This is a genomic window from Pedobacter frigidisoli (assembly GCF_004331675.1).
In the GTDB taxonomy this organism is placed as follows: Bacteria; Bacteroidota; Bacteroidia; order Sphingobacteriales; family Sphingobacteriaceae; genus Pedobacter; species Pedobacter frigidisoli.
This window is the reverse complement of sequence record NZ_SJSN01000011.1, coordinates 29024-43982: the sequence shown is the minus strand read 5'-3', so window position 1 is coordinate 43982 and position 14959 is coordinate 29024. Positions and strand designations below refer to the sequence as shown.

12 protein-coding genes are annotated in these 14959 nt (G+C 37.3%); all 12 read left to right on the top strand.

The window, feature by feature from the left end; translation table 11 throughout:
• The first annotated feature begins 158 nt into the window (after positions 1 to 158).
• Complete coding sequence (locus EZ449_RS14685; RefSeq protein ID WP_131560135.1) at positions 159 to 719, top strand: sigma-70 family RNA polymerase sigma factor; 561 nt, start codon at positions 159 to 161, stop codon at positions 717 to 719.
• Between the two features lie 103 nt (positions 720 to 822).
• Positions 823 to 1845 carry a FecR family protein gene (locus EZ449_RS14680; protein ID WP_131560132.1) on the top strand — a complete coding sequence of 341 codons (1023 nt, stop codon included), beginning with the start codon at positions 823 to 825 and terminating at the stop codon, positions 1843 to 1845.
• A 194-nt stretch (positions 1846 to 2039) separates the two neighbouring features.
• Positions 2040 to 4970, top strand: a complete 2931-nt coding sequence (locus EZ449_RS14675; protein WP_131560129.1) for a TonB-dependent receptor — start codon at positions 2040 to 2042, stop codon at positions 4968 to 4970.
• A gap of 44 nt (positions 4971 to 5014) precedes the next feature.
• Positions 5015 to 5920: a TIM barrel protein gene (locus EZ449_RS14670; RefSeq protein ID WP_131560127.1), complete on the top strand. Its 906-nt coding sequence runs from the start codon at positions 5015 to 5017 to the stop codon at positions 5918 to 5920.
• A 267-nt stretch (positions 5921 to 6187) separates the two neighbouring features.
• Entirely contained in the window at positions 6188 to 6772 is a 585-nt protein-coding gene (locus EZ449_RS14665; RefSeq protein WP_131560124.1) for a gluconate 2-dehydrogenase subunit 3 family protein, read from the top strand.
• 24 nt (positions 6773 to 6796) lie between these two features.
• Positions 6797 to 8497: a GMC oxidoreductase gene (locus EZ449_RS14660; RefSeq protein WP_205943011.1), complete on the top strand. Its 1701-nt coding sequence runs from the start codon at positions 6797 to 6799 to the stop codon at positions 8495 to 8497.
• 81 nt (positions 8498 to 8578) lie between these two features.
• Positions 8579 to 9736: a Gfo/Idh/MocA family protein gene (locus tag EZ449_RS14655; protein ID WP_131560120.1), complete on the top strand. Its 1158-nt coding sequence runs from the start codon at positions 8579 to 8581 to the stop codon at positions 9734 to 9736.
• An 8-nt stretch (positions 9737 to 9744) separates the two neighbouring features.
• Positions 9745 to 10803: a sugar phosphate isomerase/epimerase family protein gene (locus EZ449_RS14650; protein ID WP_131560118.1), complete on the top strand. Its 1059-nt coding sequence runs from the start codon at positions 9745 to 9747 to the stop codon at positions 10801 to 10803.
• A gap of 96 nt (positions 10804 to 10899) precedes the next feature.
• Entirely contained in the window at positions 10900 to 11283 is a 384-nt protein-coding gene (locus tag EZ449_RS14645; protein WP_131560116.1) for a c-type cytochrome, read from the top strand.
• 31 nt (positions 11284 to 11314) lie between these two features.
• Positions 11315 to 12772, top strand: coding sequence for a Gfo/Idh/MocA family protein (locus tag EZ449_RS14640; protein WP_131560114.1), 1458 nt, complete (start codon positions 11315 to 11317; stop codon positions 12770 to 12772).
• A gap of 121 nt (positions 12773 to 12893) precedes the next feature.
• Positions 12894 to 13574, top strand: coding sequence for a 3-keto-disaccharide hydrolase (locus tag EZ449_RS14635; RefSeq protein WP_131560112.1), 681 nt, complete (start codon positions 12894 to 12896; stop codon positions 13572 to 13574).
• A gap of 115 nt (positions 13575 to 13689) precedes the next feature.
• A complete protein-coding gene (locus EZ449_RS14630; protein ID WP_131560109.1) occupies positions 13690 to 14907 on the top strand; it encodes a nucleoside permease in 1218 nt (405 codons plus the stop codon).
• The last annotated feature ends 52 nt before the right edge of the window (positions 14908 to 14959 follow it).

Genomic DNA, 14959 nt, shown 5'->3' with positions numbered 1-14959 from the left:
AGGCATATAAAATATTTTCACTCCAATAAAAATGTGTTGCGTTAATTTTTATGCTGAGTACAAATACGCTTAAATTTTAGCAAAACTTTTATCGGGTCAAAGTCAAGAACAAATAATTCATTACATTTACCTTACTCATCCGCATAACCAAATAAATAATGACTCCCCAAGAGCCTGAAAAATCTATCGATTTACTTAATCTCCTAAAACAAGGCGACAAGCGGGCTTACGAAAAAATTTATTTTGCCTATAGTAAAGAACTGCTTTATGCCGCCTATAAAAAAACTGGTGATAAAATTATTGCGGAGGAATTGGTTCAAAATATTTTCATCTCCCTTTGGGAAAAGCGAATGACTTTGGAGATTAATAACCTCCAGGCTTATTTATTCGGTGCCTTAAAGCTGAGTGTAATTAATCACATCCGCAGTTTGGTAATGGAGAATAAATATATGGCCTATCAAACGCTTACCTACTCCGAAGATCATCAAGATACCGCAAACCTTGTCGATCTCCATGATCTATCTTCCATTATAGAAAAAGGAATTAATTCGTTACCCGAAAAAACGCAAGAGGTTTTTAGGTTAAGTCGTTACCAGCATCAATCTACCAAAGATATTTCAACTGAACTCAATCTCTCCGAAAAAGCTGTTGAATACCATATCACCAGATCAATTAAAAGAATAAAAGAATATATTAAAAATTTTTATATATTTTTTTAACTGATAATCAATTACTTAACATATTTATTCAATTAATTGTAATTAGGCTTTAGGGTTTCGCCTAGGTTGTGTTACTTGTATATTATAAGCCAAATATTTTATTATGAATCAAAAATCATTTCACGATTTACTAGCCCGTTATCAAGATGGTAATTGTACTGAAGCAGAAAAGCTTTGGGTAGATAAATGGTATCATAACTTAAATCATAAAAACTTCGTAGATCTTTCTTCAACTGATCTTGAAGAAATGCAAGACAACATTTGGCTTAAAATAAATGGCGAAAAAACAGTCACTCAATCTGCTCTAAAAATTAAAAAACTTTGGCCGAAATTGGCTATCGCAGCATCAATAGCTGTGGCATTTTTTATCGGCGGTTTATACCTTACAAACTATAACCGAGCCGAACAATCTTTTCTTGATGACAACAGCGAGCTAAGTTTTATTGAGAAAACCAACGATACCGATCGTCCAATGATTATTTCGTTGAGTGACGAAAGTAAAATCACATTAAATCCAAATGCAAGTATTACATATCCTCAGGTTTTTGCTTCAAATGAAAGAAAGGTTTTTTTAAACGGAAACGCATTTTTCTCAGTAAGCAAAAATCCTAAGAGGCCCTTTTATGTTTACAATAAACACTTGGTGATTCGGGTTTTAGGAACAAGTTTCTTCGTAAAGGAATGTGCAAATGCCCAACCTGCACAGGTAGCAGTGAGAACGGGCAAGGTTCAAGTAAACGAGAATGAGAAGACAACTATTTTTTCTTTGTCAGATAAAAAAAATGCTCAGCCTATTTTACTCACACCAAACCAAAAAGGTGTGTTTGCCAATCATAACTTAAAGAAAACGCTGGTAGAAAAACCTGTTCCACTGGCTGTTGCTTACAATATTCCAAGTAACATCTCCTACAACTTTAAGGCGGAGAATTTAAAGGAAATTTTTAGTGTTTTATCCGAAGCTTATGGCATTGAGATAAAAGTGCAAAATGAGCAGATTTCAGCTTACACCTTTACAGGAGATTTAAGTAAAAAGGGGCTATATGAGCAGCTAGATCTTATCTGTGGATCAATATCAAGCAAATATTACATACAAGGAACCAGCATTATGGTTTCGAATAACAACTAACCAAAATATATAAAATTATGAAGAAAAACCTGACCTCTTACAGCCCGTAATCGCGGCTCAATTTTCCATAATATTTTTCTAAAAAACAAAGCCGACAATGTGGGGCATTGCCGGCGAGTTAAATACAATAGAATGTATTCATGGTATTTCTATGTCCAATAAATCCAATCATTTAATGAACAATAACCAAATTTATGAAAAAAAATCAACTTATTTCGCTGGCTATATATGCAATGAGAGTTTCGATTTACCAAATACTTGCAATAATAATTTTTACTTGTGGTGCATTTGCCAAAAATGTCGATGCCCAAGATTTCTTGAATAAACCAATTTCGATCAAAGCTGATCAAACCGATATTAAAACCATTATAGAAAAAACGGAAATGCTGGCAAACGTGAAGTTTGTTTATAGTCCGCAATTAATTAATTCTGATAGAAAAGTTTCTATCAATGTAGTTAACCAAAAACTTAAATACTTTCTTGAGAATTCGCTAAAACGTTATGACGTGGGATATAGGATAGTTAAAGATCAAATTCTGCTCTATTCTATACCCGCTAATAACAATTTAGAACTTTTAAAAGCCTTTGATGGCACCGTTACAGGAAAAGTAACTGATAGCAAAGGTGAAGCAATTCCTGGAGTATCCATCACCGTTAAGGGAAAAACAATCGGTACCACAACCGATGTAAATGGAAATTTCTCTCTTAAAGGCTTAACCGTAGATAGTCGTGTTTTAGTAGTCAGATTTGTGGGCTTCATTTCAAAAGAAGTAAATTTATCTCCTGGCAATGCCGATGAAAACTTAACCATAAGCCTTTCTGAAGATAATCTTCAGCTGGAAAGTGTAATGGTTACGGGTGGTAATCCGAAGAAAAAATTGGAAAGTAGCGTTGCGTTAACATCGGTAAGCAATAAAGACATTACCAACCGGGCGCCATTAAATAGTACCGATTTACTTAAAGCCATTCCTGGATTAACCGTTGAAAGTACAGGTGGCGATGGTCCGGGTAATGTATGGGTGCGTGGATTTCCGCAACAAGGTGGTTATATTTTCTTAGGGATTCAAGAAGATGGCTTGCCGCTTTTACCTACAGGATTTAACACCAATCCATCTATCGATCAATACTATAAAACAGATTTAACGATCCAAAATATCGAAGCTGTAAGAGGTGGTAATGCATCTATCATCCAATCGAACACGCCTGGTGCGGTTGTAAACAATATCAGTTATGTTGGTGCAGATAAGCAATACGGTCAGGTTAAGTTTACTACTGGTTTTTCTCAGGGGCTATATCGCTTTGATGGAAATACTGGTGGAAAAATAAATGATCTAATTAAATACAACATTGGTGGTTTCTACCGTACAGATAATGGTGTTGTAGATCAAGGTTTTAAACCAGCCAACCAAGGTGGACAAATTAAAGGCAACATGACTTTTAATTTCAAAAACAACAAAGGTTTTATTCGTGTGTATGGTAAGTATCTGAATGACAAGGTTCAGTTTCTGTTAACCAGTTACTATCCTTATGATGGAACAGGCAAGCCTACAACTTATCGCGATTACGATATGGCATCGCAGTCTGTTGTTCCACTACAAACAGAGTGGAGTTATAACGATCCTGCAACTGGCAACCACAATTTTAGCTTAACAGATGGTATCCATACCAAATTAGGATCTGGTGGTTTCCAATTCAATTATTTAACAGATGGCGGATGGCAAATTGTAAATAATTTCCGCTACCAAAATACGCATACAAACTCTACCTATACTGTACCAAGCGGAATTACAGCCAGAACTGCTGCAACACCTTATTACTACCCTGGGGGTACAGTAGCTCCATTTGTTGCAGGTGATTATGTAATTACTTCCTCAGCCAATGGACAAATCAATAGCGATGTTCAAATTGTAGATTACCTCGATTTGAAAAAAACAATTAAAAATCATAGCCTAGGCATTGGTGGTGGAATTCATCAATATAATCGTGATGATTTACGTTATGCTTTCCGCTCATTCTCGGAGTTTAAGGAACATCCAAGCATTATTCTTCAATCGCCAACTGCTTCAGAAAGAACTGTTCAAACCAAAAATACCTTTATTGGCGATACCAGAACTTTATCGCTTTATGCCACTGATGAGATTAAGTTAACTGAAAAATGGCGTTTGGATATTGGTGCAAGGATTGATAATCAAAATGTTAAAGGCGATAGACCATATTATGCACTGAATACAAATGGAACTGTAAACACAACTGCGGCTGCAACGGCTACAATTTTAGGTTATACACCTTATGATGAAACGCTAACCAACTGGGCCGCATCATTAGGAGCAAATTATAAAATAAACAGTACTTCTAGCATGTTTGCTCGTATAACCAAAGCTTATAATGCACCAAATATTGGAGATTATAACGCAGCAGCATACAATTCGGCGAACATTAAGAAACGCCCAGTTTATTTAGCTGAAGTTGGTTTTAAATATGCTAAAAACAACTTGGCAATTTTCGCTTCGGGAAGTTACTCAGCAATCAAAAACACATCGTTAACCATCAATGTGCCTACAACTGCAGCTGGCACACAGGCATTGGTTGCTTTCGGTTCTACCCGTACATTTAGCGCTGAATATGAGGTTTCTTATAAAATAGCTAAACCACTAAGCTTGCGTTTAACTGGAACATTACAAGATTCTAAATACACAGATTATGAAGCTAATACGAGCGGCAATGCAGCGGTAGTGGCAGAATTTGGAGACCGTACATACAGCTTTACGGGCAATAGAACGGAAAGGGTTCCTGTTTTAAATACAGAGCTTGGTGCAAACTACGATTATAAAAACTTTAATTTATATGTGGCGGCTAACTATGTTGGCAGTCGTTTCACTTCTCCAAGTGATAGCTATAAACTTCCAGCTTATGTAGTAATGAAAGCTGGTGCAGGCTATAACTTCACAAAGAAACTATCTATAAGATTTTGGGCAGACAACCTGTTAGATGCAAAAGTGTTAACCGAGGGTGATGTTCGCGGAGATCAATTCAGGAATTTCGCAACAGTTACTCCAGGTCAATTAATGATTGGCAGAACTTTACTTCAACGTACTTTCTGGGGATCATTAGCTTATTCATTTTAACAATAAAGCCGGGGTTTAAACTCCGGCTTTTTAATTCAACCATCATGACAACCAGAAGATCATTTTTACAAAAAGCAGGTTTAGCAGGCGCTGCCGCTTTTATAAGTCCATCAATCATTACATCCGCACTAGCACATTCTCCCAAAGTTTCTAAAATAGGAATTGGATTATTTACCCTAAGAGAACAATTAACCGCCGATGTTAAGGCAACCATAGAGCATGTTGCCAAAATTGGTTACAATCAGGTAGAAACCTACTATGGCTATCCAGGAAAATATGAAGTGAAAGGCTTTTGGGGATTAGAAGCCAGAGATTTCAATGCCTTGCTTAAAGCCAATAACCTTACCTCGCCAAGCGGCCACTACAACGTAACAGAATTTCTTTCAACCGGAGATGATAAGGTTTTAAAAAGCCACATTGAGGTAGCCACAAGCGTTGGTCAAAAATACTTTGTAATTCCTGCCCTACCGACTGATATCAGGACAAATGGCACCTTCGATGACTATAAAAAAATGGCCGCAAGATTTAATACCGTAGCAGAACTTTGTAAAAAGTCGGGTTTAAAACTGGCTTACCATAACCATAACTTCGAATTTAAAGATCAAGGCAAAGGCATCACAGGTTATGAAATTTTATTATCAGAAACTGATACCAAACTTGTCGGTTTCGAGCTTGATATTTTTTGGGCAGTAAATGCAGGCTTAAATCCAGTTGATATGTTTAAGAAAAACCCTGGTCGCTATAAAATGTTTCATGTTAAGGATATGGATAAACAAGATAAGGCTATTTTTACAGAAGTTGGATCTGGAAGGATTGATTTCAAGAGCATTTTCGCCGCCTCTAAAACAGCTGGTTTAGATTATATTTTTACTGAACAAGATCTGATTACCAAAGAGCCTTTCGAAAGCATCACTGAAAGTTATAACTACGTAAAAAATCAACTTATTTAAAAGAAAAAATCTTATCTTTCTTATCCAATTAAGAGCAGGCCACTTATTTATTACTAAATGTACTTTTTACACGAAGTATTTGAAGAAGAAAAATCAATTTTAAACGTATTTAAGACGCATAAAAACACTTTATTTAGAATAATTCTATGTAGTAACAATCGCATTGCAGACCATATTTTAGACATTCAAATTTGATTTTTACGCCATAATTTTTCTAATATTACAATTCAACGCATATTAACCAAATCAAAATAATCATAAAAAACGATGCACAGAAGAGAAGCACTGAGAAACGTTGCATTTTTGCTTGGAGGAGCAATATCCGCCAGCACAATGGGCGTTTTATTTGAAAGTTTTACGCTCCCTGAAAACGAAAAAAACTTCGTATCATTTGCTGTTGGCGATGAAAAGATTTTTGCAGAATTTGCCGATGTTATTGTTCCAACCACCAAATCATCTGCTGGTGCTAAAGCTGCAGGGCTTGGTAAGTTTATCCCGATGATGATGCAAGATTGCTATCCAGCAACTTTGCAAACCTCATTTGCTCAGGGTTTCAAAGACTTACAAGCTAAATCAATGAAAGATTTTGGCAAAAACTATTTGGCATTAACTCCAGCCGATAGAACAAAATTAATGATCGATTTAAGAGCGATGGCGATTGCTCAGAAAGAAACAAAATCCGAAGAAAATAAAGATTTAGTTTACTTTTTCACCACGGCAAGAGATTTAACTTTATTAGGCTATTACGCATCAGAAATTGGTTGTACCAAAGCCCGTGAATATGTTCTTGTTCCAGGAAGATATGACGGCAATGCCAAGTTAAAACCTGGTCAAAAATCTTGGGCAACCTAATTTCAAAATCAACTACAAAACATCATGAATTTAAATACCAATTTAAAAGAAGAAAATACTTACGATGCTATTGTAATAGGATCGGGAATTAGTGGTGGCTGGGCTGCGAAAGAATTAACAGAAAAAGGCTTGCGTGTGCTTATGCTCGAGAGAGGAATGAATATTGAGCACATTACTGGTTACGAAACCGCAATGAAAAGCCCTTGGGAGTTTAAGCATGCTGGTAAACTTACCGAAGAGCAAAAACGTACTCACCCTGTTCAAAAAAGAGATTATCCATATCAAGAAGCCAATGAAAAATGGTGGGTAAATGATTTGGAATGTCCATATACCGAAGATAAACGCTTTGACTGGTATCGTGGTTTTCACGTGGGTGGAAAGTCGCTAATGTGGGGCCGCCAAAGCTACCGTTTTAGCGATCATAACTTTGAAGATAACAAAAAGGACGGTCATGGAAATGATTGGCCAATTCGTTACGCTGAACTTTCTCCATGGTACGATTACGCAGAAAAATTTGCGGGCATCAGCGGATCTAAAGAAAACTGGCCACTTTGTCCGGATGGAGAATTCTTACCGCCTATGGACATGAACATTGTTGAAAAATCGGTTAAGAAACGGATTGAAGAACATTACAAAAGAGAACGCATCATGATGATTGGTCGTGTGGCCAATCTTACTGTTCCACATAAAGGCCGCGGCAATTGCCAATATAGAAATTTGTGCAGCAGAGGCTGTCCTTTTGGTGCTTATTTCAGTACACAATCTTCTACCCTACCTGCTGCAATGGCAACCAAGAGGTTAACGGTTAGGCCATACTCTATCGTAAATCATATCATCTACGATAAAGACACCAAAAAAGCAAAAGGTGTGATGGTAATTGATGCAGAAACAAACAAAGAAATGGAGTTTTACGCCAAGATTGTTTTCGTAAACGGTTCAACTCTAGGTTCAACTTTCGTTTTGTTAAATTCAACTTCAGAAGCTCATCCAAACGGATTAGGTAATGGAAGTGGTCAATTAGGTCATAACCTAATGGATCATCATTTCCGTTGTGGAGCAAATGGAGAAGCAGAGGGATTTGAGGATAAATATACTTATGGTCGTCGTGCAAACGGAATATATATCCCTCGTTATCAAAATATTAATAATGATAAACGCGATTATCTCCGCGGATTTGGTTATCAGGGCAGCGCTAGCAGAAGCAACTGGCAGAGTGATGTAGCCGAACTTTCATTTGGAGCTGGTTTAAAAGAAAAAATGACCAAACCAGGTAAGTGGAGCATGGGCTTAGGTGGTTTTGGAGAAATGTTGCCTTACTACGAAAACAGGGTTTACATCGATAAAACCAAAAAAGACAAATGGGGTCAACCGGTATTGGCAATTGATTGTGAATACAAGGAGAATGAGAAAAAAATGCGTGTTGATATGATGAATGATGCGGCTGAAATGTTAGAGGCTGCTGGCTTGAAAAATATCAAAACGTTTGATAATGGCTGCTATCCGGGTATGGCCATCCACGAGCAAGGAACAGCAAGAATGGGTAACGATCCCAAAACTTCTGTCCTTAATAAATGGAACCAGATGCACGAGGTGAGTAATGTTTTTGTAACTGATGGATCTTGTATGCCATCAATCGCTTGCCAAAACCCATCGTTAACATTTATGGCATTAACAGCCCGTGCATGCGACTATGCAGTAAAAGAATTAAAGAAGAAGAACATCTAGACGAGGTAAAAGGCGTAGGGTTTAAGGTATCAGGGAAATCGCCCTATGCTCTACGCCTTACGCCTCACACCTTTTATAAAAATGAGAAGAAAATTAAGAATGGGCATGATTGGCGGCGGAAAAGACGCTTTCATAGGTGCCGTACATCGCCTTGCCGCCAATATGGATGGATTAATCGAACTTACAGCTGGAGCTTTAAGTGTAAATCCTGTAGTCGGCTACGAATCGGGCAAAATGCTTTTCCTGCCAGATAGCAGAATCTATAAAACCTATGAGGAAATGCTCACCAAAGAAAGTGAGTTATCTGCCGATGAAAGAATAGATTTCGTAACCATTGTAACACCCAATTTTGCACACTTTGCACCAGCAATGATGGCTTTAGATCTTGGCTTTAATGTGGTTATCGAAAAACCAATGACATTAACCTTAGAGGAAGCGAAGCAGTTAAAAGCCAAGGTTGATGAAACTGGTTTAACACTTTGTTTAACGCACACTTACTCGGGTTATCCAATGGTTAAGCAAGCCAAACAAATGGTTAGCGAGGGCGCTTTGGGAGCAATCAGAAAAATCATCGTAGAATATCCTCAAGGCTGGTTAAGTACCTTATCAGAACGCGAAGGAAATGCGCAAGCCGCATGGCGCACAGATCCTGCTAAAACTGGTAAAAGTGGAAGCATGGGTGATATTGGTACTCATGCAGCGCATTTAGCTGAATATATTTCTGGATTAAAAATCACTAAAATTTGCGCCGATTTAAACATCGTTGTCCCTGGAAGAGCCATTGATGATGATGGTAATGTTCTTTTGAAATTTGATAATGGATCTAACGGTATATTAATTGCATCGCAAATTGCTGCAGGAGAAGAAAATGCATTAAAAATCAAGGTTTATGGCGAAAAAGGTGGCATGGAATGGCACCAGATGGAACCCAATACCTTAATCGTAAAATGGTCTAACGCTCCTGCCCAGATATACAGAACTGGAAACGGCTACATGGGAAGTTTCGCTCAACACAATTCTAGAACACCAGGCGGTCATCCCGAGGGATATTTAGAAGCCTTTGCAAATATTTACAAAAACTTTGCGTTAACAGTTGATGCAAAGCTAAATAATGAGCAACCCACACCTGAAATGTTAGATTTTCCAGGAACGGCAGATGGAATTAGAGGAATGGCGTTTATTGAAAATGTCGTGGCATCTAGCAATTCTGATCAAAAATGGACCGATTATAAAATTTAAGAATAACAATGACTACAATAAAAGGACCAGCGGTTTTTCTAGCCCAGTTTATTAGTGATGAAGCACCGTTTAATTCATTAGATAGCATTTGCGAATGGGCGGCTGGTTTAGGGTTTAAAGGTATTCAAATGCCAACTCTAGATAGTAGATTTATTGATTTAAAAAAAGCTGCAGAAAACAAAACCTATGCCGATGAATTAAAGGGTAAAATTGCCGCTTACGGATTAGAAATTACTGAATTATCTACGCATCTTCAAGGTCAGTTAGTTGCTGTTCATCCCGCTTATGATGATTTATTTGATGCATTTGCACCAAAAGAACTACATAAAAACCCTAAAGCAAGAACTGAATGGGCCGTACAACAAATGAAGTATGCGGCAAAAGCTTCTCAAAACTTGGGGCTAAATGCGCATGCTACTTTTAGTGGATCATTATTGTGGCAATATTTTCATCCATGGCCGCAACGCCCTGCTGGCTTAGTAGAAGAGGGTTTTGCAGAGTTAGCAAAACGTTGGACACCAATCCTTAATGAGTTTGATAATTGCGGAGTTGATGTTTGCTACGAAATACATCCCGGAGAAGATTTATTTGATGGCGAAACTTATGAAATGTTCCTCGCTGCAGTAAATAATCATCCTCGGGCATGCTTATTGTATGATCCTTCTCACTTTGTACTGCAACAATTAGATTACATCCAATACATCGATATTTACCACGAAAGGATAAAAGCTTTCCATGTAAAGGATGCAGAATTTAATCCAACAGGTAAACAAGGCACATTTGGTGGTTACCAAAGTTGGGCAAATAGAGCGGGTAGATATCGTTCCCCTGGAGATGGACAAGTTGATTTTAAAACCATTTTTAGTAAATTGGCTCAGTATGATTTTAAAGGTTGGGCCGTTATGGAATGGGAGTGCTGCATTAAAAATCAAGAAGATGGTGCTCGTGAGGGTGCAGAATTCATTAAGAAAAACATCATCAATGTAACTGATAAGGCATTTGATGATTTTGCAGCATCAGGTAGTGATAGCGCTTTCAATAAAAAAATATTAGGTTTACAAGATTAACAAAACAACACACACACATGAAAACCTGCATAAGCAACAACTAATAAATAAAACAGCTTATGCAAGCTTGAATACCAATAAAAACAATAAACACACATGAAAAAAACATTTTTAATTTTAGGCGCTGTAGTCATTTTTATGGCGTCGTTTACAAAAGCAGATTTAGGGAAAAAGAAAACGGTTATTGCTACGGCAACAGTTACAAACCACGCTTTGCAAATGAGCGCAGGTGAAAAATTGATCAACAAATCTGATTGTATCGGTTGCCACAATAAGGTTAATAAAATTATCGGCCCAGCATACATGGATATCGCAAAAAAATATCCTGCAACTGAAAAAAACATCAACATGTTATCAGATAAGATTATTAAAGGTGGAACTGGCGTTTGGGGCACTATGCCAATGACTGCTCATGCATCCTTAAAGCCAACTGATGCAAAATTAATGGTAAAATATATCCTTTCATTGAAAAAGAAATAGTCAAACCAAATCAGCAAATCGATTTACTAATATGAAAACAGAGCAAGACAATAAGACCGCGAGTAACCGCCGTGATTTTATCAAGACTACAGCTATTGCAGCAGCTGCGTTTATGATTGTGCCACGCCACGTTTTAGGCGGACCGGGCTATTTAGCGCCAAGCGATCGTTTACTTGTTGCAGGTATAGGCGTTGGTGGAAAAGGCCAAAGCGATTTAGATATGTTTAACAAAAGCGGAAAGGCAGATATTGCCTTTCTATGTGATGTAGATGATCGCCGTGCAGCCAATAGTATCAAGGCTTTTCCTAAAGCAAAATATTATAAAGATTGGCGTGAAATGTTAGATAAGGAGCACAAAAACTTCGATGCTGTTTCTGTTTCAACTCCCGATCATAATCATGCAATCCAAGCTTTGGCGGCTATGCAGTTAGGTAAACATGTTTATGTTCAAAAGCCATTAACACATGATATTTACGAAGCTCGTATTTTAACAGCGGCTGCAAAAAAATATAAAGTAGTAACCCAAATGGGTAATCAAGGTGCATCAAACGATGGACCTCGCCAAATGAAAGAATGGTACGAAGCTGGATTAATCGGCGATGTACATACTGTTTACGCTTGGACAAATCGCCCGGTTTGGCCACAAGGTATTCCTTGGCCTACGAAAAAGGCAGATATTCCAAAGGAATTAGATTGGAACTTGTGGTTAGGTACCGCTCCAGAAAAAGATTTCGTGGATAAATTAGTTCCTTTTAACTGGCGTGGCTGGTGGGATTATGGAACTGGCGCATTAGGCGATATGGGTTGCCACTTAATTGAGGCACCTTTTAGCGTTTTAAATTTAAAATATGCTAAAGAAGTTGAGGCTAGCGTTGGCTCTGTTTATGTAGATGAATTTAAACGTGGATATTTCCCGGAGAGTTGTCCTCCATCTAGTCACGTTACCTTAAAATTTCCTAAAACGAATAAAACTAAAGGAGATGTTACCTTACATTGGATGGACGGTGGTATTCAACCAGAACGCCCTGAAGAATTAGAAGCAAACGAAACTTTTGGTGATGGTGGAAATGGTACATTATTCATCGGTACTAAAGGTAAAATGATGTCTGAAACTTATAGTGCAAATCCGAAATTATTGCCTTTAAGTAGAAACAAGGATATTAAAGTAGCACCAAAATATGCCCGTGTTCCTGATGGTGCAAACGGCCACTATAAACAATGGGTAGAAGCTGCAATTGCTGGTTATGGCAAACAAGAAGTAAGCTCTCCATTCGAAATTGCTGGTCCGCTGACAGAAGCTTTATTAATGGCCAACTTGGCGATTAGAAGTTTCGACATCCAAAAAACAGTTGGTGGCAAAACTACTTATCCTGGCAGATATTCAAAAATGCTTTGGGATAACGACAATATGAAAGTGACCAATTTCGATGAAGCCAACCAGTTCGTAAAACGCGAATACCGTAAGGGCTGGAATAATTTAACGCTTTAATTAATAACCATATTCGTCATTGCGAGGCACGAAGCAATCCTACAACGGCTAAAAGATTTAAATGTCTTTACTCTAGCATTAGGATATTTCCGTTCCTCACAATGATCTTAAATAAAAAAAAATGAAAAAAATCTTCCTTTCTGCATGCATCCTACTTGCAGTAACACAAATATCAAAAGCACAAAAAGGCTTCAAGCCATTATTCGATGGCAAAACCACAACCGGATGGCATACTTACAACAAAACGACAACTGGTAGCGGTTGGCAAGTTCAAGATGGTGCTTTACACCTAGATTTAGTTGCCAAAGGAAAAGATGGCGGAGGTGATTTAATTACCGATAAGGAATATGGCGATTTCCATTTAAAATACGATTGGAAAGTTGCTCCAAAAGCAAATAGTGGATTAATTTTCTACGTAAATGAAGCTCCAAAATATGGCGCTACCTATTCTACAGGATTGGAAATGCAGGTGATTGATAATGATGGCCATCCAGATGGAAAAATTCAAAAACACCGTGCTGGAGATTTATATGATTTGGTAAAAAGCTCATCAGAGCCAGTTAAACCTGTTGGCGAATGGAACAAAGCAGAAATTATCAGCAAAAAAGGTAAATTAACACTAATTTTAAATGGTGTAACCGTCGTTAAAACTACCCTTTGGGATGAAAGCTGGAAAACAATTGTTGCCGGAAGTAAATTTGCTACCTGGAAAGATTGGGGAACATTTAAAACTGGTAAAATCGCCTTACAAGATCACGGCGATGAAGTTTGGTACAAAAATATTTCCATTAAAGAACTATAATTTAATGGAAGATGGAAGAGGTATGATGGTTGATGTTATTAAAACATCAGCCGTTTTACAACTTTAATTTTACATCCCATAATACCTAAACCATTTTATATAATTAACTAGCCAAATGAATAGCACTACTCGCTTTAAACTTTCTGCCATGATGTTCCTAGAATTTTTTATCTGGGGCGCTTGGTTTGTAACAATGGGAACATTCCTGGGAAAAAACTTATTATCCGATGATGTTCAAATAGGCTCAGCTTATAGTACACAATCGCTGGGCGCTATAATCGCCCCTTTTATTATTGGGCTAATTGCAGATAAATTTTTCTCCGCTCAAAAGGTACTGGGTATCTTACACCTTGTTGGCGGAGTATTACTTTGGGTGGCAGGAACGTCATTAAATTTTGATGCTTTTTTCCCATTTATTTTGGGTTATATGATTGCATTTATGCCTACCCTCGCCCTAGTTAATTCAATTTCGTTTAAACAATTAAAAGATCCAGGGAAAGAATTTCCATCTATAAGAGTTTTTGGAACTATTGGATGGATAGTTGCAGGCTTGTTAATTGGATGGTTAAATTGGGAGCAATCAGGAAATCTAATTTTAACTTTCAAGACTGCATCAATAGCATCAATTATCTTAGGCGTATTTAGTTTTTTTCTGCCAAATACCCCTCCAATCAAAAAAGGAGAAAAAACTTCGATTGGTGATATCCTAGGATTAGATGCCATTGGTTTGCTTAAAAACAAATCTTATTTATTATTTTTTATTGCATCAGTAGCTATATGTATTCCATTAGCCTTTTACTATAACTTTACTAATCCATTTTTAAATGAGGTAGGTATGAAAAAAGCTGCTGGAGTTCAATCTTTAGGTCAGGTTTCCGAAACACTTTTCATGATATTAATGCCTTTATTTTTTGCTAGACTAGGCGTTAAGAAAATGCTTGCTATTGGAATGATTGCTTGGGTTGTAAGATACTTATTCTTCGCTTTTGGTAACGCAGAAAGTAATTATTGGATGCTTATTGGTGGAATCGTTTTACATGGAATTTGCTATGATTTTTTCTTTGTTACTGGCCAAATCTATACAGATAGGCTTGCAGGAGAAAAATTTAAAAGTGCAGCTCAAGGATTTATTACGCTTGCAACTTACGGGGTTGGAATGTTAATAGGATCTATCATTTCAGGTATGGTTGTTAATAAATATTCGTTAGACGGGGCACATAATTGGTATGCAATATGGCTCATACCAGCTGGTATTGCGGCAGTAGTAGCTTTATTATTTATTTTATTTTTCAGAGATAAAAACAAACCAGAGGTAGAACCAAAAATAGTTTAGATAAACAACACTAATAGATAAGCAGGACCTCAAGAGCCTGCTTATCTGCTTA